The organism is Streptomyces sp. NPDC038200 (assembly GCF_055600785.1).
In genome coordinates this window covers 159420-185331 of record NZ_JBVJYH010000013.1, presented here as the reverse complement: position 1 = coordinate 185331, position 25912 = coordinate 159420, and the positions used below count along the sequence as shown (strand labels likewise).

General features: G+C 72.1%; 26 protein-coding genes. 18 read left to right on the top strand and 8 right to left on the bottom strand.

The features are described from left to right. The first annotated feature begins 191 nt into the window (after positions 1 to 191). The 5 genes from ACZ7KF_RS25715 to ACZ7KF_RS25695 all read left to right on the top strand — a co-directional run bounded on the left by ACZ7KF_RS25715 (position 192) and on the right by ACZ7KF_RS25695 (position 5657). Positions 192 to 1229, top strand: coding sequence for a LacI family DNA-binding transcriptional regulator (locus ACZ7KF_RS25715; protein WP_471079460.1), 1038 nt, complete (start codon positions 192 to 194; stop codon positions 1227 to 1229). A 98-nt stretch (positions 1230 to 1327) separates the two neighbouring features. After that, positions 1328 to 2383 (top strand): LCP family protein, encoded by a 1056-nt coding sequence (locus tag ACZ7KF_RS25710; protein WP_471079457.1) that lies wholly within the window; start codon positions 1328 to 1330, stop codon positions 2381 to 2383. A 72-nt stretch (positions 2384 to 2455) separates the two neighbouring features. Next, the gene (locus ACZ7KF_RS25705) at positions 2456 to 3829 is read left to right on the top strand and encodes an FG-GAP-like repeat-containing protein (protein WP_471079455.1); all 1374 of its coding nucleotides are present in this window, start codon (positions 2456 to 2458) and stop codon (positions 3827 to 3829) included. A gap of 122 nt (positions 3830 to 3951) precedes the next feature. Then, positions 3952 to 4308: a YciI family protein gene (locus tag ACZ7KF_RS25700; RefSeq protein WP_471079452.1), complete on the top strand. Its 357-nt coding sequence runs from the start codon at positions 3952 to 3954 to the stop codon at positions 4306 to 4308. Between the two features lie 41 nt (positions 4309 to 4349). Then, positions 4350 to 5657, top strand: a complete 1308-nt coding sequence (locus ACZ7KF_RS25695; protein ID WP_471079449.1) for an RNA polymerase sigma factor — start codon at positions 4350 to 4352, stop codon at positions 5655 to 5657. Here ACZ7KF_RS25695 and ACZ7KF_RS25690 read toward each other — a convergent pair. Continuing rightward, positions 5578 to 6771 carry a class I SAM-dependent methyltransferase gene (locus tag ACZ7KF_RS25690; protein ID WP_471079447.1) on the bottom strand — a complete coding sequence of 398 codons (1194 nt, stop codon included), beginning with the start codon at positions 6769 to 6771 and terminating at the stop codon, positions 5578 to 5580. The two genes, ACZ7KF_RS25695 and ACZ7KF_RS25690, sit on opposite strands and share 80 nt — an antisense overlap. 90 nt (positions 6772 to 6861) lie before the next feature. On the opposite strand from ACZ7KF_RS25690, the gene ACZ7KF_RS25685 reads away from it, so the two are divergent. The 4 genes from ACZ7KF_RS25685 (at position 6862) to groL (ending at position 10851) form a co-directional block, all read left to right on the top strand. Next, positions 6862 to 7770, top strand: coding sequence for a polysaccharide deacetylase family protein (locus ACZ7KF_RS25685; protein ID WP_471079444.1), 909 nt, complete (start codon positions 6862 to 6864; stop codon positions 7768 to 7770). Then, positions 7767 to 8579: a polysaccharide deacetylase family protein gene (locus ACZ7KF_RS25680; protein WP_471079442.1), complete on the top strand. Its 813-nt coding sequence runs from the start codon at positions 7767 to 7769 to the stop codon at positions 8577 to 8579. Before ACZ7KF_RS25685 ends, ACZ7KF_RS25680 begins: the two co-directional genes overlap by 4 nt. A gap of 214 nt (positions 8580 to 8793) precedes the next feature. Further along, the gene (gene groES / locus ACZ7KF_RS25675; RefSeq protein WP_004955293.1) at positions 8794 to 9102 is read left to right on the top strand and encodes a co-chaperone GroES; all 309 of its coding nucleotides are present in this window, start codon (positions 8794 to 8796) and stop codon (positions 9100 to 9102) included. A gap of 120 nt (positions 9103 to 9222) precedes the next feature. Then, positions 9223 to 10851 (top strand): chaperonin GroEL, encoded by a 1629-nt coding sequence (gene groL, locus ACZ7KF_RS25670; RefSeq protein WP_471079439.1) that lies wholly within the window; start codon positions 9223 to 9225, stop codon positions 10849 to 10851. Positions 10852 to 10965: 114 nt separating this feature from the next. Here the strand turns inward: groL and ACZ7KF_RS25665 are convergent, their stop codons facing one another. Beyond that, positions 10966 to 11175, bottom strand: a complete 210-nt coding sequence (locus ACZ7KF_RS25665; RefSeq protein WP_471079436.1) for a hypothetical protein — start codon at positions 11173 to 11175, stop codon at positions 10966 to 10968. A 39-nt stretch (positions 11176 to 11214) separates the two neighbouring features. Here ACZ7KF_RS25665 and ACZ7KF_RS25660 point away from each other — a divergent pair, with 39 nt between their 5' ends. The 3 genes from ACZ7KF_RS25660 to ACZ7KF_RS25650 all read left to right on the top strand — a co-directional run bounded on the left by ACZ7KF_RS25660 (position 11215) and on the right by ACZ7KF_RS25650 (position 12224). After that, the gene (locus tag ACZ7KF_RS25660) at positions 11215 to 11505 is read left to right on the top strand and encodes a restriction endonuclease fold toxin-2 domain-containing protein (RefSeq protein ID WP_471079433.1); all 291 of its coding nucleotides are present in this window, start codon (positions 11215 to 11217) and stop codon (positions 11503 to 11505) included. A 28-nt stretch (positions 11506 to 11533) separates the two neighbouring features. Beyond that, positions 11534 to 11968, top strand: coding sequence for a hypothetical protein (locus ACZ7KF_RS25655; RefSeq protein ID WP_471079430.1), 435 nt, complete (start codon positions 11534 to 11536; stop codon positions 11966 to 11968). Positions 11969 to 12041: 73 nt separating this feature from the next. Continuing rightward, positions 12042 to 12224 carry a hypothetical protein gene (locus ACZ7KF_RS25650; RefSeq protein ID WP_471079427.1) on the top strand — a complete coding sequence of 61 codons (183 nt, stop codon included), beginning with the start codon at positions 12042 to 12044 and terminating at the stop codon, positions 12222 to 12224. Between the two features lie 96 nt (positions 12225 to 12320). Here ACZ7KF_RS25650 and ACZ7KF_RS25645 read toward each other — a convergent pair whose 3' ends face one another. The 3 genes from ACZ7KF_RS25645 to ACZ7KF_RS25635 form a co-directional block, all read right to left on the bottom strand. Then, complete coding sequence (locus ACZ7KF_RS25645; RefSeq protein WP_471079424.1) at positions 12321 to 13061, bottom strand: ester cyclase; 741 nt, start codon at positions 13059 to 13061, stop codon at positions 12321 to 12323. 75 nt (positions 13062 to 13136) lie between these two features. Beyond that, positions 13137 to 13910: an SDR family NAD(P)-dependent oxidoreductase gene (locus ACZ7KF_RS25640; protein ID WP_471079420.1), complete on the bottom strand. Its 774-nt coding sequence runs from the start codon at positions 13908 to 13910 to the stop codon at positions 13137 to 13139. Between the two features lie 76 nt (positions 13911 to 13986). After that, complete coding sequence (locus ACZ7KF_RS25635; protein WP_471079417.1) at positions 13987 to 14655, bottom strand: MOSC domain-containing protein; 669 nt, start codon at positions 14653 to 14655, stop codon at positions 13987 to 13989. Positions 14656 to 14735: 80 nt separating this feature from the next. Between ACZ7KF_RS25635 and ACZ7KF_RS25630 the strand changes: the two genes are divergently transcribed. After that, positions 14736 to 15635 carry a LysR family transcriptional regulator gene (locus ACZ7KF_RS25630; protein WP_471079415.1) on the top strand — a complete coding sequence of 300 codons (900 nt, stop codon included), beginning with the start codon at positions 14736 to 14738 and terminating at the stop codon, positions 15633 to 15635. Between the two features lie 101 nt (positions 15636 to 15736). On the opposite strand, the gene ACZ7KF_RS25625 is transcribed toward ACZ7KF_RS25630, so the two are convergent. After that, a complete protein-coding gene (locus tag ACZ7KF_RS25625) occupies positions 15737 to 16066 on the bottom strand; it encodes a WhiB family transcriptional regulator (RefSeq protein WP_471079412.1) in 330 nt (109 codons plus the stop codon). Between the two features lie 381 nt (positions 16067 to 16447). On the opposite strand from ACZ7KF_RS25625, the gene ACZ7KF_RS25620 reads away from it, so the two are divergent. From ACZ7KF_RS25620 to ACZ7KF_RS25605, 4 genes are all read left to right on the top strand, one after another. Next, positions 16448 to 17059 carry a response regulator transcription factor gene (locus tag ACZ7KF_RS25620; RefSeq protein ID WP_003948568.1) on the top strand — a complete coding sequence of 204 codons (612 nt, stop codon included), beginning with the start codon at positions 16448 to 16450 and terminating at the stop codon, positions 17057 to 17059. A 774-nt stretch (positions 17060 to 17833) separates the two neighbouring features. Continuing rightward, positions 17834 to 18421: a sigma-70 family RNA polymerase sigma factor gene (locus ACZ7KF_RS25615; protein WP_030641278.1), complete on the top strand. Its 588-nt coding sequence runs from the start codon at positions 17834 to 17836 to the stop codon at positions 18419 to 18421. 163 nt (positions 18422 to 18584) lie between these two features. Continuing rightward, positions 18585 to 20093 (top strand): IMP dehydrogenase, encoded by a 1509-nt coding sequence (guaB, locus tag ACZ7KF_RS25610; RefSeq protein WP_471079409.1) that lies wholly within the window; start codon positions 18585 to 18587, stop codon positions 20091 to 20093. Positions 20094 to 20252: 159 nt separating this feature from the next. Next, positions 20253 to 21377, top strand: coding sequence for a GuaB3 family IMP dehydrogenase-related protein (locus tag ACZ7KF_RS25605; RefSeq protein ID WP_471079406.1), 1125 nt, complete (start codon positions 20253 to 20255; stop codon positions 21375 to 21377). A gap of 176 nt (positions 21378 to 21553) precedes the next feature. Here ACZ7KF_RS25605 and ACZ7KF_RS25600 read toward each other — a convergent pair whose 3' ends face one another. After that, entirely contained in the window at positions 21554 to 22762 is a 1209-nt protein-coding gene (locus tag ACZ7KF_RS25600; RefSeq protein WP_471079403.1) for a nucleotide sugar dehydrogenase, read from the bottom strand. A 282-nt stretch (positions 22763 to 23044) separates the two neighbouring features. Between ACZ7KF_RS25600 and ACZ7KF_RS25595 the strand changes: the two genes are divergently transcribed. Then, positions 23045 to 24751: a glycerol-3-phosphate dehydrogenase/oxidase gene (locus tag ACZ7KF_RS25595; protein ID WP_471079400.1), complete on the top strand. Its 1707-nt coding sequence runs from the start codon at positions 23045 to 23047 to the stop codon at positions 24749 to 24751. Between the two features lie 79 nt (positions 24752 to 24830). Here ACZ7KF_RS25595 and ACZ7KF_RS25590 read toward each other — a convergent pair whose 3' ends face one another. Then, entirely contained in the window at positions 24831 to 25910 is a 1080-nt protein-coding gene (locus ACZ7KF_RS25590) for a serine hydrolase domain-containing protein (protein ID WP_471079397.1), read from the bottom strand. Positions 25911 to 25912: the final 2 nt, after the last annotated feature.

The window sequence follows — 25912 nt, the reverse complement described above, 5'->3', positions numbered from 1 at the left end:
GACCCGGCCGACCAGCGGTTCGGGCGCGCGGACGCGGCCCCCGCCACGGCGTCGAGAAGATCGCGGCCGCCGCCGAGCCGACCCTGCCCCGGCAGGTGGGCGAAAGTTTCGCATGACTCATCGAATGTTCCGAAGGCTCAAGGCGTGACAAGTCCTTCGCCAAGAGGCACCGCGGGGATACGATCCCGGGCATGAAGCCTTCGAAGACCGCAGAGACACAGACGGCGACCCTCGCCGAGATCGCCCGCGAGGCCGGGGTCTCCGCACCGACTGTTTCGAAGGTCCTCAACGGCCGGGCCGATGTCGCCCCCGCGACCCGCACCCGCGTCGAGGAGTTGCTGCGCGCCCACGGCTACCGGCGCCGCCGTGCCGAGGCCTCCCGCTCGCCGCTGATCGACCTGGTCTTCCACGAACTGGAGAGCGCCTGGGCGCTGGAGGTCATCCGGGGCGTGGAGAACGTGGCCCGGCAGGCCGGGCTGAGCGTGGTCCTGTCCGAGTCGGCCGGCCGGCTCACCCCCGGCCGGACCTGGGCCGACCAGGTCGCCGCCCGCCGCCCGCACGGCGTGGTGCTGGTGCTGTCCGGGCTCGACGAGTCCCAGCGGGCGCTGCTGACCAGCCGGTCCATCCCGTTCGTGGTGATGGACCCGGCCGGTGACCCCGGCCCGGACGTGCCGTCCATCGGCGCCACCAACTGGCAGGGCGGTCTCGCCGCCACCCGCCACCTGGTGGAACGGGGCCACACCCGGATCGGCGCGATCAGCGGCCCGTCCCGGATGATGTGCAGCCGGGCCCGCGTCGACGGCTACCGGGCGGCCCTGGAGACGGCCGGCCTGCCCGTCGACCCCACGCTCGTGCTGGCCGGCGACTTCCACCACGACGCCGGCTACCGCCTGGGCCTGGAGCTGCTGCGCCGCCCGGACCGGCCCACCGCCGTCTTCGCGGGCAACGACCTGCAGGCGCTCGGCCTGTACGAGGCCGCCCGGGAACTGGGGCTGCGCATTCCGGAGGACCTCAGCGTGGTCGGCTTCGACGACCTGCCGGTGGCCCGCTGGGTGGGGCCGCCGCTGACGACCGTACGGCAGCCGCTGACCGAGATGGCCGAGGCCGCGGCCCGGCTGGTGCTGGAGCTGGGGCAGGCGCGGGAGGAGCGGGCGGCGAGCCGGGTGGAGCTGGCGACCAGTCTGGTGGTGCGGTCGAGCACGGCCGCGCCGGCGGTGGCCGGAAAGTGACGTGGTGACGGTGGCGCCTGGATGAGAATTTCCCAAGAAAACCGACGTGCACGGCTTCCGCTAACAGTCCGCTAATAATTCGGACTTACGTTCCTGTCGTGACGCGACACGAGGAGCAGGACGACGCGGGCAGAGGGGCGGCCCGGCGGCCGGGAGCGCTGAGGATCGTCGGCCTCACCCTGGCGGGCGCCCTGGTGCTGGGCACGGCGGCGGCCGGCTGGGTGTACTGGCATCTGGACCACAACATCAGAAGTGTCGACATCAACAGCGCGCTCGGCGACGACCGGCCCGCCCGGGCGGTGACCACCCCGGCCACGGCCGCCTCGGCGGACGCCGACCCCCTGCCCACCGGTTCCCTGAACCTCCTGGTCCTCGGCTCGGACTCGCGCAGCGGCTCGGCCAACCGGGAGCTGGGCGGCGGCGACAGCTCCGGCGCCCGCTCCGACACCGCGATGGTCGTGCACCTCGACGCGGGCCGGACCCGGGCCACCGTGGTCAGCATCCCGCGCGACACGCTCGTCACCCGCCCGTCCTGCCCGCTCGCCTCCGGTGGTGCCACGGCGGCGGCGTACGGCGCCATGTTCAACAGCGCCTACTCGGTGGGCGGTCCGGTGTGCGCGGTGAAGACCGTCGAGTCGCTCACCGGCGTCCGCATGGACCACTACCTGGAGATCGACTTCGCGGGCTTCGCCGAGCTGGTCGACGCGCTCGGCGGGGTCGACGTCACCACCGGCCAGGACATCGACGACGACCAGAGCCACCTCCATCTGAAGGCCGGCGCCCACCATCTCGACGGCAAGCAGGCCCTGGCCCTCGCCCGCACCCGGCACGGCATAGGCGACGGCAGCGATCTGGGCCGCATAGGGCTCCAGCAGACGCTGGTCAAGGCGCTGCTGGAGCAGATGGCGGCCACCAGCCTGCTCACCGACCCGGCCAAGCTGTACCGGGTCGCCGACGCCGTCACCGCGAGCCTGACCACCGACACCGGGCTGGACTCCCTGAGCGAGCTGACGAGCCTCGGCCGGAGCCTGAAGGGCCTGACCGCCGACCGGGTGAAGACGGTCACCATGCCCGTCGTCACGGCCCCCTCCGACCCCAACCGGGTGATCGCCGAGGAGCCCGAGGCGAGCCGGCTGTGGACGTCCCTGCGCTGATCCGTACAACCCTCCGGACGGTCCGCGGGTCTCCTGCGACGACCGAACAGCTGTACACCAGGGGGTTTTCCGTTGTCCCGCTCTCGTTCCCACGCTCGTTGGGCACTGCCGCTGACGCTGGGTCTGACCGCTCTCGGCCTCGCCGTCCCGGCCGCGTCGGCCGCCCCGCCGAAGCACGCACCCGTCCGTGACGACTTCAACGGCGACGGGTACGCGGACCTGGCGGTAGGAGCCCCCAACGGCACGGTCGGCGGCCAGGCCAGAGCCGGCTACGTCACCGTGATGTACGGCGGCCCGCACGGCCTGTCCACCGGCCACCGCACGACCCTCAGCCGGGCCACCGCCGGCGTCCCCGGCGCCCCCGCCAAGGGACAGGGCTTCGGACTGCAGATCTCCAAGGGCGACCTGGACGGTGACGGCTACGCGGACCTCGTCGTCGGCGGCACGTCGTCGCGGGACGGCGCGGTCGTGGTGTGGGGTGGCCCGCACGGACTGTCCGGCGGCACGCCGGTCCCGGCCACCGACACCCAGACCGCCGACTTCGACGGCGACGGGCGACTCGACCTCGCCCTGTTCCAGGCGGGCTTCGGCGGGGGCGACGACCCGGCCGGCACCACCGCCACGATCTGGAAGGGCCCCCTCGAGCGCACCGGCACCCCGGCCGCCCGGACCCCGCTCGACCCCGACCACCTCCAATACATCGACATCCGCGACGGGGACACCGGTGACATCAACCGCGACGGCCGCGCCGACCTGGTGCTGACCGGCTACTGCGGCGAGGGCAACAACTGCAGCCGCCTCTACCTGAGCGGCCCCGCCGGCCTGACCCCCGTCACCGACTACCACCCGGGCGGCGACGGCGCGGCGGCCATCGGCGACCTCGACGGCGACGGTTACGACGACCTCGTCACCGGGTTCCAGGACGACAACGCGATCTGGGTGATGTACGGCAACGCGGCCGGGCTGGGCGGCCAGAGCGGCTGGAAGCAGTTCACGCAGGACACGCCCGGCGTCCCCGGCAGCCGGGAGTCGACCGACAAGTTCGGCCAGTCGATCGCGGTCGGGGACATCACCGGCGACGGCATCGACGACGTGGCGGTCGGCGCGCCCGACGAGAACGGCGAGGGCGTGGTCGACGTGCTGCGCGGCAGCCGCTCCGGGCTGACCGGCGCCGGCGCCCAGGCGTTCGGCCAGAACACCAAGGGTGTCCCCGGCACCGCCGAGCAGTACGACTCCTTCGGGTACGTCGTCCGGCTGCTCGACGTCAACGGCAACGGCCACGCCGACCTGGCCGCCGCCGCCCCCGGCGAGGACGGCGGCAACGGAGCGGTGTGGGTGCTGCGCGGACGCCCGGCGGGCCTCACCACGGACGCCGCCCTCGTCTTCGGCGGCAGGGCGGTCGGGGCGCCGTACACGAAGGCGTCGTTCGGGTTCGAGCTGAAGTAGCGGCCGGCCCCGGAAAAAAATCCCGGAAATTTTTTCGCGAGCGTGTCGATCCGGCCGCCTCCCGTTCGACGCATGGGTGAGTGGCGGGGAACGGCCCCGCCGCCCCCGCCGAAGGAGTCACCATGCCCCGTTATCTGTCGCTCGTGCGCATCGACGAGTCCGCCGCCCCCGCCGAGGGCCCCAGCGAGGAGCTGATGCAGCGGATGGGCGAGCTGATCGAGGAGGTCACCAAGGCCGGTGTCATGCTCGACACCGCCGGCCTGCTGCCGTCCGCCCAGGGCACCCGGGTGCACTGGGAGGGCGGGAAGATCTCCGTCACCGACGGTCCGTTCACCGAGACCAAGGAGGTCATCGGCGGCTACGCCCTCATGCAGTGCAAGGACAAGGCCGAGGCCCTGGAGTGGACCAAGCGGTTCCTCCAGGTCCACGAGGAGTTCTGGACCGTCACCTGTGAGGTCCGGGAGATCGCGGAGGGCTGATTCCTGGCCTCGGGCGCCCCGGGGGTGTTGCATGGTGGGCTGTGACACCACAGCCCACCGCGGCACACGCGATCGAGACCGTCTTCCGCCTTCAGTCGCCCCGCGTGATCGCCGGCGTCGCCCGGATCGTCCGGGACGTCGGCATCGCCGAGGAACTGGCGCAGGACGCCCTGGTCGCCGCCCTGGAGCGGTGGCCCCGGGAGGGAGTGCCCGACAACCCGGGTGCCTGGCTCATGGCCACCGCCCGGCACCGGGCCGTCGACCTGGTCCGGCGCCGCGAGACCTACGCCCGCAAGCTCGCCGAGATCGGCCGGGACCTGGAGACGGCGGCCCCGCCGCAGGAGCCCGCCGACCCGGACGACATCGACGACGACCTGCTCCGGCTGGTCTTCACCACCTGCCACCCCGTGCTGTCCCCGCAGGCCCGCACCGCGCTCACCCTGCGTCTGCTCGGCGGCCTGACCACGGCCGAGATCGCCCGCGCCCACCTGGTCCCGGAGCCCACGATCGCCCAGCGCATCGTCCGCGCCAAACGCACCCTGGCGACGCGGAACGTCGCCTTCGAGGTGCCGTACGGGCCCGACCGCGAGGCCCGCCTCGGTTCCGTGCTGGACGTCATCTACCTGATCTTCAACGAGGGGTACGCGGCCACCGCCGGCGACGACTGGCTGCGTCCCGGCCTGTGCGAGGACGCGCTGCGGCTGGCCCGTGTGCTGTCCGCGCTGATGCCCGAGGAGCCCGAGGTGCACGGCCTGACCGCGCTGCTGGAGTTCCAGACGTCGCGCGCCGCCGCCCGCACCGGCCCCGACGGCACGCCGGTGCTCCTGAAGGACCAGAACCGGCGCCGCTGGAACCGCATGCTCATCGCGCGCGGGGTCCGCGCCCTGGAACGCGCCGAGGCGACCGCGGCCGGCCCTCCGGGCCCGTACGCCCTCCAGGCGGCCATCGCCGCCTGCCACGCGCACGCGTACACGTACGAGGAGACCGACTGGCGTGCCATCGCCACCCTCTACGGGCTGCTGGCCGTCCGCGCGCCGTCCCCGGTGGTGGAGCTGAACCGCGCGGTCGCCGTGTCGATGGCCGAGGGCCCGGCGGCGGGCCTGGAACTGGCCGACGCCGTGGCCGACACCCCCGCGCTGCGCGACTACCACCTGCTGCCCAGCGTCCGCGGCGATCTGCTGGCCCGCCTCGGCCGCACCGCCGAGGCCCGCGCGGAGTTCGTCCGGGCGGCGGGTCTGGCCCGCAACGACAAGGAGCGGGAACTGCTGCTCAGGCGGGCGCGGACGGTCCCGTCGGTGCCGGGGCCGGACCTCCGATCAGCATCGTCGGCGCCCCCGCCACCCGGGTGAGGAAGACGGTGGCCGCGTTCGGCCCCTGCGGCTTGACCTTCCGGCGCAGCTCCTCCGGCTCGACCGCCGAGCCGCGCTTCTTCACCGTCAGCATGCCGACCTCGCGCTCGCGCAGCAGGGCCTTCAGCTTCTTGACGTTGAACGGCATGCGGTCGGTGATCTCGTAGGCGGTGGCGTACGGGGTGGGCCGCAGCTCGTCGGCGGTGACGTACGCGATGGTCGGGTCCACCAGCCCGCCGCCGGTCTCCTCGGCGACCTCCGCGACCAGGTGCGCGCGGATGACGGCGCCGTCCGGCTCGTACAGGTACCGCCCCACCGGCCGTACGCCGGGATCGGGCAGCCCCCGGCCGAGCAGCGTGCGCGGGCCCGGCAGCAGTGTGGCCCGCACGGCGCCCGGCGCCCCGGTCCCGAACCACAGCACCGCCTCCTTCACATCGCCGCCGTCGGAGATCCACTCGGCCTCGGCCTCGGCCGGGACCGTCTCGTGCGGGATGCCCGGGGCGATCTTCAGCGCGGCGCGGGGCGCCCGCAGCGCGGCCTCGACCGCCCAGGACAGCGGCGGCGAGTAGGCCTCCGGGTCGAAGACCCTGCCGCGTCCGCCCCGCCGCGCCGGGTCCACGAACACCGCGTCGTACCCGGCCGTGTCCACCTCCGTGACGTCGGCCTCCCGCACCTCGATCAGCCCGGCCAGTCCCAGCGCCTCCGCGTTCGCCCGCGCCGTCGCCGCCGTCGCGGGGTCCCGGTCCACGGCCAGCACCCGGATCCCTTCGCGCGCCAGCGCGAGCGCGTCCCCGCCGATGCCGCAGCACAGGTCGGCCACCGAGGTGACGCCCAGCTCCTTCAGCCGCCGGGCCCGGTACGTCGCCACGCTGGTCCGTGTCGACTGCTCGACCCCGTTCGGGGTGAAGAACATCCGCCCGGCGTCCGCGGCCCCGAACTTCGCCACCGCCCGCTGCCGCAGCCGGGCCTGGCCGAGCGCGGCCGAGACCAGCTCGGCCGGGTGGTCGCGGCGCAGCCGGGTGGCCACGGCCAGCTCCTGCGCGGGCTCGGTGTCGCGCACCTCGTCGAGGAGGGCGCGGCCTTCGGGGGTGAGGAGCAGAGCGAGGTCGTTCACCGGGTCATTGTGGGCCAGTCGGTGGATGGTGCGCCTCCGGCGGCGGTGTCGGCCCGGGTGGGGGGCCGGGGGCTGGGAGGATCCGGCACCATGCGAGCAGTAGTACAAAATGACAAAAACCGGGCGCGGGTGGCGAAGCCGGCGGCGGGCGCCGCGGCCCTCGCGCTGACCGCCGCCCTCCTCGCCGGCTGCGGCGGCGAAGAGGGCGCCGGCCCGGCCGCCGGCCACGGCGGACCCGCCCGCCCCCTGGACCCGCGGGCCCGTCAGGCCGCGGAGCACGCACGGCTGGTCGCCGCCGCCCGGCGCTGGGGCCTGGACCAGGTCCCGCTCACGCCCCCGGCCCCGCCGACCGACAAGCCCGTGATCACGCCCCGCGACGGCTTCGAGGTGGACGGCCAGGAGGAGGAAGACCTCCCACCGGTCTTCACCACCGTCCCCACCAGGCGGAAGGTCGTCTTCCTCACCATCGACGACGGCGCCGAGAAGGACCCGGCCTTCCTGCGCATGATGAGCGAGCTGAAGATCCCCTACACGGCCTTCCTCAGCAACTACCTCGTCAAGGACGACTACGGCTACTTCCGCCGGATGCAGGCCCAGGGCGTGACCCTCGACAACCACACCCTCACCCACCCCTACCTGCCCGGCCTGTCGTACGAGGAGCAGAAGGACGAGATCTGCGGCATGCAGACCGTCATGAAGCAGCAGTTCGGCAAGGCGCCCACCGTGTTCCGGCCGCCGTACGGCAACTACAACGGCGACACCCTGCGCGCCGCGAAGAGCTGCGGCATCAAGTACGCGCCCATCTGGGACGAGGAGGTCTTCGTCGACCACTGGGAGTACCGCGACTGGGACCGCAGCCTGCACCCCGGCGACATCGTCCTCACCCACTTCCGCGGCCGGGACGACTGGGACGGCACGATGGTGGACGACATGCGCCGCTTCCTGAACAAGGTCACGCGCGAGGGCTACGCCGTGGCCCGCCTGGAGGACTACCTGTGAGGCGCGGCCGGGGCCCGGCCGCGGTCCTCGCCTCGGCCCTGCTCCTCACGGGCTGCGCCCAGTCCGTGGACCCCATCGAACGCCTCGGCAAGAAGGCCGCCGCGGGCGTGCGCCCGTCCCGCCCCGCCGCCGACCGCGGCTACCGGCACTGGGGCCTGACCCGCCCGCTCGTCCGCTTCCCGGCGCACCCCGCCCGGCCGCTCGCCGAGCACCCGGGGGCCCACGACCTGCCCCCGGTGGTCGACCACGTCGCCACCCGCGACCCCGTGGTCTTCCTCACCTACGACGACGGCGCCGAACGCGACCCCCGCTTCGTCGACATGGTCCGCGAACTCCGCCTGCCGGTCGCCCTGTTCCTCACCGACAGCGTCGCCGCCCCCGGCTACCGCCACTTCGCCCGCCTGCGCGCGCTCGGCGCCGGCATCGGGAACCACACCGTCGACCACCGGGCCCCGGCCGGGCTGCCCTACGCCGGGCAACGCGCCGAGATCTGCGGCCAGCAGGACCGCCTCCGCGCCCGGCTGGGCGTCCGCCCCCGCCTCTTCCGCCCGCCCTACGGCTCCTACGACGCCACCACCCTGCGCGCGGCGGCCGACTGCGGCATCTCCGCGATCGTCCTGTGGCGCGCCGCCCTGACCCCCACCGGCCTCGCCTACACCCACGGCCCCCACCGCCTCCGCCCCGGCGACATCGTCGTGGTGGGCCCGGAGGAATCGGCCGGGCCGCCCCTGCGGGAACGCATGGCGCGGGTGCTGCGGGAGGCGCAGGGCGGGGGGCTGACGGCCGGGCGTCTGGAGGACTACCTGTAGGGAGCTTTCGGGGGGCAGTTCGGCGCGACGCGCCGTCGGCATTGGCACTCCGCTTGACCGAGTGCTAATCGCGGTCATAGTCTCGGCTCTGGCACTCCCCACTGGAGAGTGCCAACACAGCGACGGGCAGGTCCGGCACCCGCGACGACGGATCGACCTGGTCGCCACCTCAGACAGTTAACCCCGTGAGATCTCCGAAGGGGGAGGTCGGATCGTGACGACCGCCAGCTCCAAGGTTGCCATCAAGCCGCTCGAGGACCGCATCGTGGTCCAGCCGCTGGACGCCGAGCAGACCACGGCCTCTGGCCTGGTCATCCCGGACACCGCGAAGGAGAAGCCCCAGGAGGGCGCCGTCCTCGCCGTGGGCCCGGGCCGGTTCGAGAACGGCGAGCGTCTGCCGCTCGACGTCAAGGTCGGCGACGTCGTCCTGTACAGCAAGTACGGCGGCACCGAGGTGAAGTACAACGGCGACGAGTACCTCGTCCTCTCGGCTCGCGACGTGCTCGCGATCATCGAGAAGTAATCACCTCAAGCAACTCTCTGCTTTGAGCTGCGCCCCTGGCCCCCCGCAACCGACAAGTAGCCGGGCGCCCGGGGCGCAGTGTCTTTTTACCCACAAGTTTCCGAGAGGGCTCCCGCTGTCATGGCGAAGATCCTGAAGTTCGACGAGGACGCCCGTCGCGCCCTTGAGCGCGGCGTCAACAAGCTTGCCGACACGGTGAAGGTGACGATCGGCCCCAGGGGCCGCAACGTCGTCATCGACAAGAAGTTCGGCGCCCCCACCATCACCAACGACGGTGTCACGATCGCCCGCGAGGTCGAGATCGAGGACCCGTATGAGAACCTCGGCGCCCAGCTGGTGAAGGAGGTGGCGACCAAGACCAACGACATCGCTGGTGACGGCACCACCACCGCCACGGTCCTGGCCCAGGCGCTCGTCCGCGAGGGTCTGCGGAACGTCGCCGCCGGCGCCTCCCCGGCCGCCCTGAAGAAGGGCATCGACGCCGCGGTCAAGGCCGTCTCCGACGACCTGCTCGCCTCGGCCCGCCCGATCGACGAGAAGTCCGACATCGCCGCCGTGGCCGCGCTGTCCGCCCAGGACCAGCAGGTCGGCGAGCTGATCGCCGAGGCGATGGACAAGGTCGGCAAGGACGGTGTCATCACCGTCGAGGAGTCCAACACCTTCGGTCTGGAGCTGGACTTCACCGAGGGCATGGCCTTCGACAAGGGCTACCTGTCGCCGTACTTCGTGACGGACCAGGAGCGCATGGAGGCCGTCCTGGAGGACCCGTACATCCTCATCAACCAGGGCAAGGTCTCCTCCATCCAGGACCTGCTGCCGCTGCTGGAGAAGGTCATCCAGGCGGGTGCCTCCAAGCCGCTGCTGATCATCGCCGAGGACGTCGAGGGCGAGGCCCTGTCGACCCTGGTGGTCAACAAGATCCGCGGCACCTTCAACGCCGTCGCGGTGAAGGCCCCGGGCTTCGGCGACCGCCGCAAGGCGATGCTCCAGGACATGGCCGTCCTCACCGGCGCCACCGTCATCTCCGAGGAGGTCGGCCTCAAGCTCGACCAGGCCGGTCTGGACGTGCTGGGCTCCGCCCGCCGCGTGACCGTCACCAAGGACGACACGACCATCGTCGACGGCGCCGGCCAGTCCGAGGACGTCGTGGGCCGCGTCAACCAGATCAAGGCCGAGATCGAGAACACCGACTCCGACTGGGACCGCGAGAAGCTCCAGGAGCGCCTCGCGAAGCTGGCCGGCGGCGTGTGCGTGATCAAGGTCGGCGCCGCCACCGAGGTGGAGCTGAAGGAGAAGAAGCACCGTCTGGAGGACGCCATCTCCGCGACCCGCGCCGCGGTCGAGGAGGGCATCGTCTCCGGTGGTGGCTCCGCCCTGGTCCACGCCTCCAAGGTGCTCGAGGGCAACCTCGACAAGACCGGCGACGAGGCCACCGGTGTCTCCGTGGTCCGCAACGCCGTGGTCGAGCCGCTGCGCTGGATCGGCGAGAACGCCGGCCAGGAGGGCTACGTCATCGTGTCCAAGGTCAAGGACCTGGACAAGGGACAGGGCTACAACGCCGCCACCGGCGAGTACGGCGACCTGATCAAGGCCGGCGTCATCGACCCGGTGAAGGTCACCCGCTCGGCCCTGGAGAACGCCGCCTCCATCGCCTCCCTGCTGCTCACGACCGAGACCCTGGTCGTCGAGAAGAAGGAAGAGGAGCCGGAGGCCGCGGGCCACGGCCACAGCCACGGCCACGCCCACTGAGCGCTGAGCTGAGCTGAGGTGCCCAGTGCCCCTTCGGGGGTGCTGGGCATCTTGCGTTGCGGCGGCCGGGCGGGTGGATGGGCGCCTCCTCCGCGGGACGCATCCCCGCAGGACCTACAGGGCTCCGAGGAACCGTACGGGCTCCGTGAGCGCTGCTCGGGCTCCCTCCTCGTCCGCCAGGCGGGCCGCGAGCGTGGCCTCCGCGAGCCGCTGGGGCAGAGCCTCCGCGAACTTCAGTCCCCGGACCGCGCGGCTGTCCACCTCGGGAAGAGTCAGGGCCGGCCCGGCGTCCGCGACGGCCGTCCGCCAGGACTCGCGCGTCACGTCGTCGCGCAGGCGGACGAAGCGGTCGTCGACGAAGCGGTGGCGCAGGACGACGGAGGGCAGCGATGCGGCGAAACCGCCTGGTACGACCAGTACGCGCCTGCCGGAATGAGTGACCGCTTCCGCGGTTCTCCGGAGGAGCTCCGGGACGTGGCGGGTACCTGGCGCCGCGGCGCGAAGCTGATGCCCCGCGTCCACCGGCAGGCGATGACGCAGCACGAGCGGATCCGTGGCCTGGAGATCGTCACCAACGACAATGACGCTGCCACGTACTGGCAGACGCTCATGGCGGCACAGGGGGTCAAGGGCACCTCCCTATACGTGCCCTGAACCCCGACGAAGAAGGAGGCTTCCTGTTGTGGACCTCGACGAATACCGGACGACCCTCCTGCTCTACGCGCCCGCCAAGAACCCCGCCGGCTGGAACCTGGACCTGACTGCCTTCGGCGCTGCCCTCGAAGCCGCGTTTCCCGAAGTCCGGTACGAGACCCGGCAGGGCAGGCAACTGCGCCTTTCCTTCTGGGCGATGACGGACGAAGGGATCGAGTTCATCGGCTTCGCCAGCAACGAAGGCAGGGACACGGTGGTCCTCGTGGACAGCACCGCGGAAGAGGCGGCCGCGTTCATCACCTGGCTCCGGGACTTCTACGTCGCCTCCCCGGATCTGATCCGCTTCAGTTCCGAGCCGGCCGTGGAGGCGGGCATCGAGACGGACCGGCGCCTGCCCTCGACCGGCGACACCGCGCGCATCGCCGAGGAGCTGAAGCATCACATCCAGGTTGTCGAACGCTGAGCCGCAGATCGGTGTCGCCCGTGGCAGACGCGCTCTGAGCCATTCGGGCGAACCAGGCTCTACGATCCGGACCGTGCCGGTGAAACCACAAGAGCACCACTTCGCACACGCGGCCCTGCGGCACTTCAAGGACGCCGTCTTCCTCCTCGACAACGCGCGGCTGCCCAACGCGGACCATCACTTCGGCTTCGCGTTCGAAAGCGCCCTCAAGAGCCTGCTGCTCCGCTTCACGGTGGCCACGATGGACCTCAAATGACATGGACTCCGATCCGGTACGAGGGCCGAACAGCTGCGTGACACGGAGTAGCCGGTCATGGCGGCCTTCGACGTCAGGGCTGTCGGCGTGCTCTTCCTACCGCTCCCACTCGTCCAGCGCCCCGAGCTGCTGCATCAGCCCCAGCTGGTCGTGCTGCCACCACAGTTCGGCGAACTTTCCGGCGGCGTCGAACCGGAACAGCGTCATCCCGGTCATGGTGACCCGTCTGCCGGTGGGCGCGATCCCCAGGAAGTCGCCCTTGTGCGTGGCGTTCCACGTCCAGCGCGCGCAGGCCCGGTCGCCCTGGGCGAACACGTCCTCGACCGTGAAGGCGAAGTCGAAGGCGGCACGCCACATCCGGAACTCGGCGCGGACATGGTCCAGCCCGATGGCGTCCTGCGGGTTCATCGGATCACGGCTGTGGACGTCCTCGTCCAGCAGGTCGTTGAGCGGAGGCAGTTCGCCCGCGGTGCACAGCGCCTCGAAGAACCTGCGCACGCTGCCCGCGGACCGGCGCTCGTCCCCTGCGCCGTCGTCTCCGGACAGGCGCTCGTCCCGTACGACGTCCAGGTCGGTGAACCGCGGCGTCTCGTCGCACAGCGCGACCAGCCCGCGGAAGATTCGGTCGGTCTCCGGCAGCCTCGAGTTCCGCACCGCCTCCTCGTACGAGGGGAACTCCACCACTTCGACGACATGTGAGGCGTCCGAGTGGTCCCTGCCGACCAGCGCGTGCGTCGCCGTCCGCTTCCCTCTGGTCTGCTGGACCCAGTCGTCCATGAGCCGGTTCATCTCGTCCAGCCGGCTCGTCCTGCACTCGATGAGCTGTACGAAGGTCATGACGCCGCCTCCGGCCCCCCTGGTCCGGTACCGTCCCGCCCATTTTCCCACCGGGACGGCGGCGTCACCCGTCCGCTACTGCGGCCCGTACTTGCGCCCGGTGCGGGAGCTGATCCCGCCGAGCAGCGCGCGCGGCGTCACCTTCACCAGCCCCATCAGTGCCTTGTACCGGGGGTCCGGGACGGAGAGCGTCTTGCCGCGCGCCAGGTCGGCCAGGGCCGCCGCGACCAGCTTGTCGGCGTCCAGCCACATCCAGCCCGGGATGTTGTCCGTGCCCATCCCGGCCCGCTGGTGGAACTCGGTGCGCACGAATCCCGGGCACAGCGCCATCAGCCGGACCCCGCTGCCGGCCAGGTCCTTGGCCGCGCCCTGGGTGAACTGCACGACCCACGCCTTGGACGCGCCGTACGTGCCGCGCGGCACGAAGGCGGCCACCGACGCGACGTTCACCACGCCGCCCCGGCCGCGCTCGCGCATCGCCTCGGCCGCCGCCGAGGTCAGCCGGAGCACCGCCTCGCAGTGCACCTTGAGCATCCGCAGCTCGTCCGCCATCGACACGTCCAGATAGCGGCCCTTGTTGCCGAATCCGGCGTTGTTCACCAGCAGGTCGACCGGGTTCTTCCGGTCGCCGAGCCGGTCGGCCACCGACTCGATGCCCTTGTCCTGCGCCAGGTCGGCGGTCAGCACCTCCACCTCGATGCCGTGCCGGTCGTGTAGTTCGGTCGCCTGCTCGCGCAGCCGCCCGGTGTCCCTCGCCACCAGGACGAGGTCATGCCCGTCCGCCGCGAGCCGCCGCGCGAACGCGGCACCGATCCCCGCGGTCGATCCTGTAATCAGAGCCGTTGTCATGGCCCAAGGGTAGTGACCCGGACCGCCGGCCTCCGCTGCCCGTGCACCCGGCGGCCGCGGCGCTCCTGAGGGCCGTTCAGCTCCCGTGCTCCGCGACGTACTTGCGCGCCTTCGCGAGCGCGTCCGCGTGCAGGGCCTCCCCCGCCGCGAGCAGCCGGGGCAGCAGTTCCCGCTCGGTGGTGACCGCGCGGAACTGTATCGCCGCGGTCACCCCGTGGTCCGGCCGGTGCACGATCTCGACCGGATCGCCCGCCCGGATCTCGCCCGGTTCGATCACCCGGAGGTAGGCACCCGTTGCGCCCTTCCGTGTGAACCTCCTGACCCAGCCGCGCTCGCCCAGATGGCCCTGGAACGTGTTGCACGGAATGCGGCCCGAGGTCACCTCCAGCAGCACCCCGGAACCGATCCGCCAGCGCTCGCCGACGAGCGCCCCGGAGACGTCCAGCCCCTCCGTCGTCAGGTTCTCGCCGAAGCAACCATTGGCCAACGATTTACCGAGTTCGCGCTCCCAGTCGTCGAGGTCCTCGCGGGCGAAGGCGTACACCGCCTGGTCGTCCCCGCCGTGGTAGCGGGTGTCGCACACCGCGTCCCCGGCCAGCCCGCTCGCGCCGACCCCTCGGGGGCCGGGTGCCGCCACCCGCACCGGACCCTCGGCCGGGCGCTTGTCGATGCCGGTCAAGCCGTCCGGCTGGTTCGTGTAGGGCACGTGCCGGGGGCTGCCCAGATTGACCGAGAGAAGCTTCATTCCGTCACGCTAAGCGATCGGACCCCAAAGTGTCGACGCATTATCGGGTGCCCCACCCAAGGCTGCCTTATGCTCGACGGGTGATCGAGGCTCGTCATCTCCGCGTCCTGCGCGCCGTCGCCACCACCGGCTCCTTCTCGGCGGCGGGGCGCCTGCTGGGCTGCACCCAGCCCGCCGTCAGCCAGCAGATGAAGGCCCTGGAAGCCTCGGTCGGCACCCCGCTGCTCGTCCGTACCGGCCGCGAGATGCGCCTCACCCAGGCCGGCGAGGCCCTGGTCCGGCACGCCTCCGGCATCCTCTCCGGCCTCACCGCGGCCGAGGAGGAGGTCGCCGCCATCGCCGGCCTGCGCGCCGGCCGGGTCCGGCTGGTCTCCTTCCCCAGTGGCAGCTCCACCCTGGTCCCCACGGCCCTGGCCGCCCTCCGTGCCGCCCACCCCGGCACCCGTGTCTTCCTGGAGGAGGCCGAGCCCCCGCGATCGGTCGAGCTGCTCCGCGAGGGCGACTGCGACCTGGCCCTGGCCTTCCGCTACGAGGGGGCGGCCGTCGCCGAGGACTGGGACGACCTCGTCGTACGCCCCCTGCTGACGGACCGGCTGGTCGCCCTGGTGCCCGAGCGGCACCGGCTCGCGCGCGCGGAGACCGTCGCCATCGGGGAGCTGGCCGCCGAGCCCTGGATCGCGGGCTGCCCGCGCTGCCGCGGCCAGCTGATCGAGGTGTGCGAGGGGGCCGGCTTCACCCCGCGCATCGACTTCGCCACCGACGACTATCCGGCGGTGGTCGGCCTGGTCGGCGCCGGGCTCGGGGTCGCCGTCCTGCCCCAGCTGGCCGTGGAGTCGGTACGGCCGCGGGGTGCCCGCACGGTACGGCTGGAACCGGCGGTACGGCGGGAGATCGTCGCCCTCACCCTGCCCGACCTGGCACAGGTCCCGGCCGTGTCGGCGACGCTGGAGCAACTGGCGCGGGCGGCCGGGCGCCCTTAGGGGCACGTCGGCGGGGTCGGCAGAGTCATGGGCACGCGCGCGCGTGCCCAGATGGGGAGGGAAGAGCGCACCCGGTGGGCCGTGGGTGCAGAAACGTTCCTTCAGTGGTTCGGAGCGGCGTCCCCGCTGGTGGTCGAGGCGGCCACCAGGCGGTTGCGCGCGCGCCCCATCAACTCCTCACGCTCGTCCTCGGTCAGGCCGCCCCAGACGCCGTACGGCTCGCGCACCGCGAGTGCGTGCGCCGCGCACTCCGCACGGACCGGGCACCTCATGCAGACCTCCTTGGCCGAGTTCTCGCGAGCGCTCCGAGCCGCCCCGCGCTCGCCCTCCGGGTGGAAGAAGAGCGAGCTGTCCACCCCGCGGCAGGCAGCCAGCAGTTGCCAGTCCCACAGGTCCGCGTTCGGTCCGGGAAGGCGGGAGAAATCTGCCATTACGTGACCCCTTGTCGCCGTTCTGGGCGGATACGGTGCCAACGACCGTACATCTCCGGTCTAAGGAGATGAAAATATGACTCATTGCGAATCTAGCCCCGGACACTGCGAAACGGGAAGAAAAGGGGCCGAATGGGGCATAGGTTGTGATGAAAAGTTGAGGGTCCGTTGGGCATGTCTGCACCGTGTCGGTGCCCTCACGTAGAGTGCCGAAGACGGCACGCGGCCCCGTAACTCTTTCGAGTGACCGTCGTTGAGAGTGCGGAGGCGGTTGAAAACACAAGTGCTCGGGCAGGCGTCCGAGACGGTCGACCGCACAGGTGACGATTCCGTACCAGCCTGGAGGCTCAAGGTGACGCGCATCAGCTGCGGAGGGCGGTCATGACATCCGTCCTCGTCTGCGACGACTCCCCGCTTGCCCGAGAAGCGCTCCGCCGCGCGGTCGCGACCGTGCCCGGTGTCGAGCGCGTGACGACGGCGGCCAACGGCGAGGAAGTCCTCCGCCGCTGGGGCGCCGACCGCTCCGACCTCATTCTGATGGACGTGCGCATGCCCGGTCTGGGCGGCGTCGAGACCGTGCGCCGGCTGCTCTCGGCGGACCCCGGCGCACGCATCATCATGCTCACCGTCGCCGAGGACCTCGACGGGGTGGCTCTCGCCGTCGCCGCCGGCGCCCGCGGCTACCTGCACAAGGACGCCTCGCGCGCGGAGCTGCGCGCCACGGTGACGCAGGCGCTCGCCGACCCGACCTGGCGGCTCGCCCCGCGCCGGCTGCGCTCGGCGGAGATGGGCGCGGCGCCCACGCTCACCGCGCGCGAGATCCAGGTGCTGGAGGGCATGAGCCACGGCCGCTCGAACGCCGAGATCGGCCGTGAGCTGTTCCTCTCCGAGGACACGGTCAAGACGCACGCGCGGCGCCTGTTCAAGAAGCTCGGTGCCTCGGACCGGGCCCACGCGGTGGCCCTCGGCTTCCGCTGGGGACTGGTCCGCTAGCGGGTGCCGGACCCTGCGCCGCGCCCTGCACCGGGCGCCGGCCGGTGCCGTTCCCGTCATCGGCGCCCGCTCGGGCGCCCGGCCGGCGCGAGGGCGCCGGGCGTGCCCGGGGCGGTCCCGGTGCGGCGGTCGGCGCGTGGACGCGGGGTGGCCGTGCGGACTCCCCGGACAGGGGACGCCGTGCGCACTCCGGTCGCGTGAGCGGGCACGGCAGGGCACCGCACGGCACGGACGCCGGGGGTGCCTCCGAAGGGCACGGCCACGGGGTGTCGCGTCGGTTGCGGTGCGCCGCGTCACGTTGCGGCGCGGTCGTCGGGACCGTCCCGGTCCGTGCCGACCGGTGCCGTACCGGCGTAGGACGTCGCCACTCGGCGTAGGACGTCGCCGTGCCCGGCGCAGCGTGTCGCCGTACCCGGTCGCCGCACCCGTCGGGGTGACCGCCTCCGGCGCGCGAGGGGCGTACCCGCCAGGTGACGCGTCCGGCGTACGACATCGCTCCGGCGCACGACAACGCCCGATGGGGCGCGTAATCGCTCCGGCGTACCACCTGTCGAACCCCGCTGAGGGGTACGCGCAAGGCGGCCCGCCGGACGCGCGCTGCTCGTTTCGGCGCGGATGCCGCATCCTTGAGATGTGGAGTCTCTCGGGGACGAGTCGGTCGAGCGGAAGGGGAGGGCGCAGGGAATGAGTGCCGGCGCACCTGCTCATAACGCTTCGGTGCACAACCACGAACACGATGCGACGGACCGGACGGCCGCAGTGCACCATGGACCGATGCGCGACGACGAGGCGGGCACGGCCCACGGGGCGATCGGTGCGCTCGTACATCGCGCCGTCGACGGGGACGAGCAGGCCACGCACGATCTGCTCGCCCATGTCCACCCGCTGGCGCTGCGCTACTGCCGCACCCGGCTGTCCAGGCTGCCCGGCGACGCGCGCCACTTCGTCGAGGACCTCGCGCAGGAGGTCTGCGTCGCGGTCCTCCTCGCGCTGCCCCGTTACCGCGACACCGGCCGGCCCTTCGAGGCGTTCGTCTTCGCCATCGCCTCCCACAAGGTCGCCGACCTCCAGCGCGCCGCGATGCGCCACCCGGGGTCGACCGCGGTGCCCTCCGACGAGATGCCCGAGCGGCCCGACGACTCCCTCGGCCCCGAGGAGCGCGCCCTGCTCAGCAGCGATGCCGAGTGGGCCAAGAAGCTGCTGGCCAACCTCCCGGAGAACCAGCGCGAGCTGCTTCTGCTGCGCATCGCCGTGGGCTTGACCGCGGAGGAGACGGGGCAGATGTTGGGAATGTCACCCGGCGCGGTCCGTGTGGCCCAGCACCGGGCCCTGAGCCGCCTCCGGGCGCTCGCCGAGCAGTAACCCTCCGGCGCGGAGCCTCCGTAGCTCCCTCGCTGAACAGGCGCGCCATCGGTTCCGTACGAACATACGAAGCCTGAAGCGACCCCGTACCGTGGAATTTGCTAGCGACGCTTCCCGTTAGCATGGACATCCGCACCGATCAAGGCCATTTGGGGAAGGTGTCATGACTGCCAACGTCGACGGAGTGCCCGGTAAATTCGCGACACTCGGGCTGACCTACGACGACGTGCTGCTGCTGCCGGGCTCGTCGGACATGGCGCCCGACGAGATCGACACCGCCTCGTACGTCTCCAAGAACGTGCGGGTCAACATCCCGCTGCTGTCCGCCGCCATGGACAAGGTGACCGAGTCCCGCATGGCGATCGCGATGGCCCGCCAGGGCGGCGTCGGCGTCCTGCACCGCAACCTCTCCATCGAGGACCAGGCCAATCAGGTCGACCTGGTGAAGCGGTCCGAGTCCGGCATGGTGACCGACCCGATCACCATCCACCCGGAGGCCACGCTCGCCGAGGCCGACGCGCTGTGCGCCAAGTTCCGCATCAGCGGTGTCCCGGTCACCGACGGCGACAAGAAGCTCCTCGGCATCGTCACCAACCGTGACATGGCCTTCGAGAGCGACCGCAGCCGCCGCGTGCACGAGGTCATGACCCCGATGCCGCTGGTCACCGGCAAGGTCGGCATCTCCGGCCCGGAGGCCATGGAGCTGCTGCGCAAGCACAAGATCGAGAAGCTGCCGCTGGTCGACGACGAGGGTGTCCTCAAGGGCCTGATCACGGTCAAGGACTTCGTCAAGGCGGAGCAGTACCCGAACGCCGCCAAGGACGCCGAGGGCCGGCTGCTGGTCGGCGCCGCGGTCGGGGTGGCCGGTGACTCCTTCGAGCGAGCCCAGGCCCTGATCGAGGTCGGCGTCGACTTCATCGTCGTGGACACCGCGCACGGTCACTCCCGTCTCGTCGGCGACATGATCGCCAAGATCAAGTCGAACTCCTCCGGCGTCGACGTCATCGGCGGCAACGTCGCCACCCGTGACGGTGCCCAGGCCCTGGTCGACGCGGGTGCCGACGGCATCAAGGTCGGTGTCGGACCCGGCTCCATCTGTACGACCCGCGTGGTCGCCGGCGTCGGCGTCCCGCAGGTCACCGCGATCTACGAGGCCGCGCTCGCCGCCAAGAACGCCGGTGTGCCGGTGATCGGCGACGGCGGTCTGCAGTACTCCGGCGACATCGCCAAGGCCCTGGTCGCGGGCGCCGACACGGTGATGCTCGGCTCGCTCCTCGCCGGCTGCGAGGAGTCCCCGGGCGAGCTGCTGTTCATCAACGGCAAGCAGTTCAAGTCGTACCGCGGCATGGGTTCGCTCGGCGCCATGCAGTCCCGTGGCGACCGCAAGTCGTTCTCGAAGGACCGCTACTTCCAGGAGGGCGTCGCCTCCGACGAGCAGCTGATCCCCGAGGGCATCGAGGGCCAGGTGCCCTACCGCGGCCCGCTGTCCTCCGTCGTCCACCAGCTGGTCGGCGGTCTGCGCCAGTCGATGTTCTACGTCGGCGGCAAGACCGTGCCCGAGCTGCAGACCAACGGCCGCTTCGTGCGGATCACCTCGGCGGGCCTGAAGGAGAGCCACCCGCACGACATCCAGATGACGGTCGAGGCGCCGAACTACAGCAGCAAGAGGTAGCTCTCAGGCGGCACGTGTACGCGTCCACGCGCGCGTGCGGTCGTGACAAGGGCGGCCCCGGAGCATCCGGGGCCGCCCTTGTCGTACCTGCGGAGAGCTCGCGCCCCGCCCGTCGGCGATACTGGAAGGCGCTGCAACGCATAGGGAAAGGCCACCAACGTGACTGAGATCGAGATCGGGCGCGGCAAGCGCGGCCGCCGGGCGTACGCCTTCGACGACATCGCCGTCGTCCCCAGCCGCCGTACGCGGGACCCGAAGGAGGTCTCGATCGCCTGGCAGATCGACGCCTACCGCTTCGAGCTGCCGTTCCTGGCCGCCCCCATGGACTCCGTGGTCTCCCCGGCCACCGCGATCCGCATCGGCGAGCTGGGCGGCCTCGGCGTGCTCAACCTCGAAGGTCTGTGGACGCGGCACGAGGACCCGCAGCCGCTGCTGGACGAGATCGCCGAGCTGCCCGCCGAGCAGGCGACCCGCCGCCTCCAGGAGATCTACGCGGCTCCGATCAAGGAGGAGCTGATCGGCGCTCGCATCAAGGAGGTGCGCGACGCCGGCGTGGTCACGGCGGCCGCGCTCTCCCCGCAGCGCACCGCCCAGTTCTCCAAGGCGGTCGTGGACGCGGGCGTGGACATCTTCGTCATCCGCGGTACGACGGTCTCCGCGGAGCACGTCTCGTCCTCGCACGAGCCGCTGAACCTGAAGCAGTTCATCTACGAGCTGGACGTCCCGGTGATCGTCGGCGGCTGCGCCACCTACACCGCGGCCCTGCACCTGATGCGCACCGGCGCGGCCGGTGTGCTGGTCGGCTTCGGCGGAGGCGCCGCGCACACCACGCGCAACGTCCTCGGCATCCAGGTCCCGATGGCCACCGCGGTCGCCGACGTGGCCGCCGCCCGCCGTGACTACATGGACGAGTCCGGCGGCCGGTACGTGCACGTCATCGCCGACGGCGGTGTCGGCTGGTCCGGCGACCTCCCGAAGGCGATCGCCTGTGGCGCCGACTCGGTGATGATGGGCTCCCCGCTCGCCCGGGGCACGGACGCGCCGGGCAAGGGCCACCACTGGGGCATGGAGGCGGTCAACGAGGAGCTGCCCCGCGGCCAGAAGGTCGACCTGGGCACGGTCGGCACCATCGAGGAGATCCTCACCGGCCCGTCCCACACCCCGGACGGCTCGATGAACTTCTTCGGTGCCCTGCGCCGTGCCATGGCGACCACCGGCTACAGCGAGCTGAAGGAGTTCCAGCGCGTCGAGGTGACGGTGGCGGACAGCCAGCACCGCCGTTAGCCGCGAGCGCGGCCACCGCGGCGCCTGAGGGGCCGGTCGTCCGGAGCGGATGACCGGCCCTTTCGCGATTCCGGTGGTCCGTCCACCGGGCTACCGGGCGGTGTCGTGGAAGGAGGCGCCGAGGGGGCGTCACCGTCAGCCCACCCCGGGAGCCCGGTCCGCCCGCGCGCCCCCGTTCACAACCGGTGCGCCGCCCCCGTGGGCGTGGCCCCCCGCGTGTCCAGCAGCAGCTGCGCCTTCACCGAGAGTCCCTGGAGGTCGTACGTCCGGTGCTGCTGGAGCAGGATCGTCAGGTCGGCGTCGGCGGCGGCCTCGTACAGGGTGTCCGCGCGCGGCACCGGGCGGTCCAGGACGTTCCACGACGGCACGTACGGGTCGTGGTAGCTCACGGAGGCGCCGAACTCCATCAGCCGGACGGCGACCTCCTGGGCGGGCGTGCCCTGGAGGTCGGCGAGGTCGGGCTTGTAGGTGATGCCGAGGAGCAGGACGCGGGCGCCGCGCGCGGACTTGCCGTGCTCGTTCAGGAGCGTGGCGGCGCGCTGGACGACGTACCGGGGCATCCGGCTGTTGACCTGCTGGGCCAGCTCGACCATGCGGAGGGTGCGGGTCGCGTGCCCGGTCAGGTCGTGCGGGACCCCGTGCCCGCCGACGCCCGGACCCGGCCGGAACGCCTGGAAGCCGAACGGCTTGGTCTCCGCGCAGCGGATGACGTCCCACAGGTCCACGCCCAGCTCGTGACAGAGCACGGCCATCTCGTTGACGAGCGCGATGTTCACGTGCCGGTAGTTGGTCTCCAGCAGCTGCACGGTCTCGGCCTCGCGCAGCCCACGCGCGCGTACCACCTTGTCGGTGAGCCGGCCGTAGAACGCGGCGGCCGACTCGGTGCAGGCGGAGGTGAGGCCACCGATGACCTTGGGCGTGCTGGCGGGGGTGTGGTCACGGCGGCCGGGGTCGACCCGGCTGGGGGAGTAGGCGAGGTGGAAGTCGCGCCCCGCGGTGAGGCCCGAGCCCTCCTCCAGCAGCGGGCGCAGGAACTCCTCCGTCGTCCCTGGCAGCACGGGTGACTCCAGGATGACCGTGGTGTGCGGGCGGAGCCGTGCGGCCAGGGCGCGGGCCGCCGCCTCGACCTGGCCGAGGTCGAGTCCGCCGTCGGCGCCGCGCGGGGTGGGCGCGCAGATCACCGCGGTGCGCACCCGGCCGAGCAGGGCCGGGTCGGTGGCGGGCCGGAAACCGGCGGCGTGCATACGGCGCAGCTCGGCGGGGCTGAGCGAGCCCGCCTCGGGGCCGGTGGCATAGCCGACGGTGGGGATGCCGGCGGCGACGGCGGCCTGGGCGAGCGGCAAGCCGTAGGGGCCGAGTCCGATGACGGCGAGGTCTGCGGGCATGGCGTGGGCCGTCCTTCCCAGTAACCGAAGTGGGGCAGATGCGCAACCGCTGTGAACAGCAAGAGCCAGCGCACTGTCACACTAGGAGTAAATATGACCGTTATGTGGGATTGTGTTCGTGTGTCTTCCGGGGGTTGCGTTCCCGTTGTCCACAGGTTGGGAGCCTGTGGTGGCTGAAGTCGGGCATGCCGGTCAGAATTTGGGCATGAGGAGGGGATGAGCCGGGCTTCGCCCTCCGGGTGCGGCCGACGCGAGCGAGTTCTTCGACAGCGGGAGGCAGCGGTGAGGACAGCGACTCTGGGTCCGGTGCAGCGTGCCGAGGCACTGGCGGCGATGGCGGACCGCGAGCTGGACGTGCTGGTGGTCGGTGGCGGAGTGGTCGGTGCGGGTACCGCGCTGGACGCCGTCACCCGTGGCCTGTCCACCGGTCTGGTCGAGGCCCGCGACTGGGCGTCCGGCACCTCCAGCCGGTCCAGCAAACTGGTCCACGGCGGGCTGCGCTATCTGGAGATGCTCGACTTCGCGCTGGTCCGCGAGGCCCTCAAGGAGCGCGGCCTGCTGCTGGAGCGCCTCGCCCCGCACCTGGTCAAGCCGGTCCCGTTCCTCTACCCGCTCCAGCACAAGGGCTGGGAGCGGCTGTACGCGGGCTCGGGCGTCGCGCTGTACGACGCGATGTCCATGGCCCGTGGCCACGGCCGGGGCCTGCCCGTGCACCGCCACCTGACCCGCCGTCACGCCCTGCGCGTCGCCCCCTGCCTCAAGAGGGACGCCCTGGTCGGCGCCCTGCAGTACTACGACGCCCAGATGGACGACGCCCGCTTCGTGGCCACCCTGGTGCGCACGGCGGCGTCGTACGGCGCGAAGGTGGCCAACCGCGCGCGTGTGACCGGGTTCCTGCGCGAGGGCGAGCGGGTCGTCGGGGCCCGGGTGCAGGACGTGGAGGGCGGCGGGGAGTACGAGATCCGGGCCAAGCAGATCGTCAACGCCACCGGCGTGTGGACCGACGACACACAGGCCATGGTCGGCGAGCGCGGGCAGTTCCACGTCCGCGCCTCCAAGGGCATCCACCTGGTCGTTCCCAAGGACCGCATCCACTCCACCACCGGCCTCATCCTGCGCACCGAGAAGTCCGTCCTGTTCGTCATCCCCTGGGGCCGGCACTGGATCGTCGGCACCACCGACACCGACTGGGACCTCGACAAGGCCCACCCGGCCGCGTCCAGCGCCGACATCGACTACCTGCTGGAACGCGTCAACTCGGTGCTCGCCGTACCGCTCGGCCGGGACGACGTCCAGGGTGTGTACGCCGGACTGCGCCCGCTGCTGGCCGGCGAGTCCGACGCCACCAGCAAGCTGTCCCGCGAGCACACGGTCGCCCACCCCGCGCCGGGGCTGGTGGTGGTGGCCGGCGGCAAGTACACGACCTACCGGGTGATGGCCAAGGACGCCGTCGACGAGGCCGTGCACGGGCTCGACATGCGCGTCGCCGACTGCGTGACGGAGGAGACCCCGCTGCTGGGCGCCGAGGGCTACCAGGCGCTGTGGAACGCGCGAGCGCGGATCGCCGCCCGCACCGGACTGCACGTGGTCCGCGTGGAGCACCTGCTGAACCGGTACGGCTCGCTGGCCGAGGAGGTCCTGGACCTCATCGCCGCCGACCCCGCGCTCGGCGAGCCCCTGCGCGCCGCCGACGACTATCTGCGCGCCGAGGTGGTGTACGCCGCCTCGCACGAGGGCGCCCGCCACCTGGACGACGTCCTCACCCGCCGCACCCGCATCTCCATCGAGACCTTCGACCGGGGCACCCGCAGCGCCCGCGAGGCGGCCGAGCTGATGGCGCCGGTCCTCGGCTGGGACAAGGACCAGATCGAGCGCGAGGTCGAGCACTACGAGAAGCGGGTGGAGGCCGAGCGCGAGTCCCAGCTCCAGCCGGACGACCAGACGGCGGACGCGGCACGCCTCGGTGCGCCGGACATCGTCCCGCTGTGACGCCCGCCTCCACCGCTCCCGGCCCGTATCACCCGAAAGTGTGACCCCGGTCGGGATCTCCGCCCGGGGCCCGGTCGTTCTACGGGGTGCGAGGGCAGAACTCGGCCGCGAGGAGGGCCGGTTCGAGGCGGGGATCCGCGATCTCGTCCGTGTTCACCCGGAAGGTGAGGACACGGCGGCCGTCGGCGGTGGCCGCGCTGCGCACGTAGCTCCCCGCTATCCGGCCGTTGTGCCCCCACACCGTGGTGCCGCACGGCAGCTTCACCGGAAACAGACCCATGCCGTACGAGCCGTGTGCGGCGCGGGTGTCGAGCATCTCGCGCAGCCGGTGCGAGGGCAGCAGCCGGCCGCCGAGCAGGGCGGCGTAGAAGCGGTCCAGATCGGCCAGCGTGGTCACCAGCTCACCCGCCGCCCCGGCCACGCGCGGGTCGAGCCGCGTGACGTCGGAACCATCGGCGGTGTAGGCCCGGCCGTGCGGCGCGGGCAGAGACCTGCGGGACCCGGGGAAGGAGGTGCCCGTCAGACCCAGCGGAGCGATGATGCGGCGCTCGGCCTCGACGGCGGGGGAACGGCCGGTGACCTGGCGGACGACCAGGCCGAGCAGGACGTAGTTGGTGTTGGAGTAGGAGTAGCGGCCCGGGTGGGCCGGAGGGAGGGCGAGAGCGACGTGCACGGCCTGAAGCGCGGTCAGGGGGACGGCACCGCGTGTGGTTTCGGTGAAGTCGGCCAGCCCGCTGGTGTGGGTGAGAAGGGCGCGCAGGGTGATGCGCCGGCCGTCGGTGCCGGGCCCGCGGAGCAGTCCCGGCAGGTGCCGCTCCACGGTGTCGGACAGGGCGAGCCGGTGCTCCGCGGCCAGCTGGAGCACGATCGTCGCGACGAAGGTCTTGGTGATGCTGCCGGCGCGGAAGTGGTCGGCGCGGCGGATGCCCTGGCCGGCGGTCGCGTAGCGGAGGCGGGCTCCGCCGCCCTCGGTGTCCCGGGCCAGCAGGGCCGCGGCGGGTGCCCCGCCGTCGGTGACGAACCGCAGCAGGACGGTGTCCGTGGCCGCGACCGGGGAGGCGTCCCGGGAGGTGGCCGGGGAGGCGTCCCGGGAGGCGGCGGGGGCGAGCAGCAGCGCCACGGACACCGGTATGGGCAGGACTGTCCGAAGCGTCGGCATAC

Excerpts from the sequence above, each read along its gene's own strand:
- ACZ7KF_RS25700 (WP_471079452.1), top strand. The coding sequence starts at position 3,952 with ATGCCCCGTTATCTGTCGCTCGTGCGCATCGACGAGTCCGCCGCCCCC.
- ACZ7KF_RS25715 (WP_471079460.1), top strand. The coding sequence starts at position 192 with ATGAAGCCTTCGAAGACCGCAGAGACACAGACGGCGACCCTCGCCGAG.
- ACZ7KF_RS25685 (WP_471079444.1), top strand. The coding sequence starts at position 6,862 with ATGCGAGCAGTAGTACAAAATGACAAAAACCGGGCGCGGGTGGCGAAG.
- groL (WP_471079439.1), top strand. The coding sequence starts at position 9,223 with ATGGCGAAGATCCTGAAGTTCGACGAGGACGCCCGTCGCGCCCTTGAG.
- ACZ7KF_RS25635 (WP_471079417.1), bottom strand. The coding sequence starts at position 14,655 with ATGAAGCTTCTCTCGGTCAATCTGGGCAGCCCCCGGCACGTGCCCTAC.
- ACZ7KF_RS25640 (WP_471079420.1), bottom strand. The coding sequence starts at position 13,910 with ATGACAACGGCTCTGATTACAGGATCGACCGCGGGGATCGGTGCCGCG.
- ACZ7KF_RS25590 (WP_471079397.1), bottom strand. The coding sequence starts at position 25,910 with ATGCCGACGCTTCGGACAGTCCTGCCCATACCGGTGTCCGTGGCGCTG.
- guaB (WP_471079409.1), top strand. The coding sequence starts at position 18,585 with ATGACTGCCAACGTCGACGGAGTGCCCGGTAAATTCGCGACACTCGGG.
- ACZ7KF_RS25645 (WP_471079424.1), bottom strand. The coding sequence starts at position 13,061 with ATGACCTTCGTACAGCTCATCGAGTGCAGGACGAGCCGGCTGGACGAG.
- ACZ7KF_RS25625 (WP_471079412.1), bottom strand. The coding sequence starts at position 16,066 with ATGGCAGATTTCTCCCGCCTTCCCGGACCGAACGCGGACCTGTGGGAC.
- ACZ7KF_RS25615 (WP_030641278.1), top strand. The coding sequence starts at position 17,834 with ATGCGCGACGACGAGGCGGGCACGGCCCACGGGGCGATCGGTGCGCTC.
- ACZ7KF_RS25600 (WP_471079403.1), bottom strand. The coding sequence starts at position 22,762 with ATGCCCGCAGACCTCGCCGTCATCGGACTCGGCCCCTACGGCTTGCCG.
- ACZ7KF_RS25620 (WP_003948568.1), top strand. The coding sequence starts at position 16,448 with ATGACATCCGTCCTCGTCTGCGACGACTCCCCGCTTGCCCGAGAAGCG.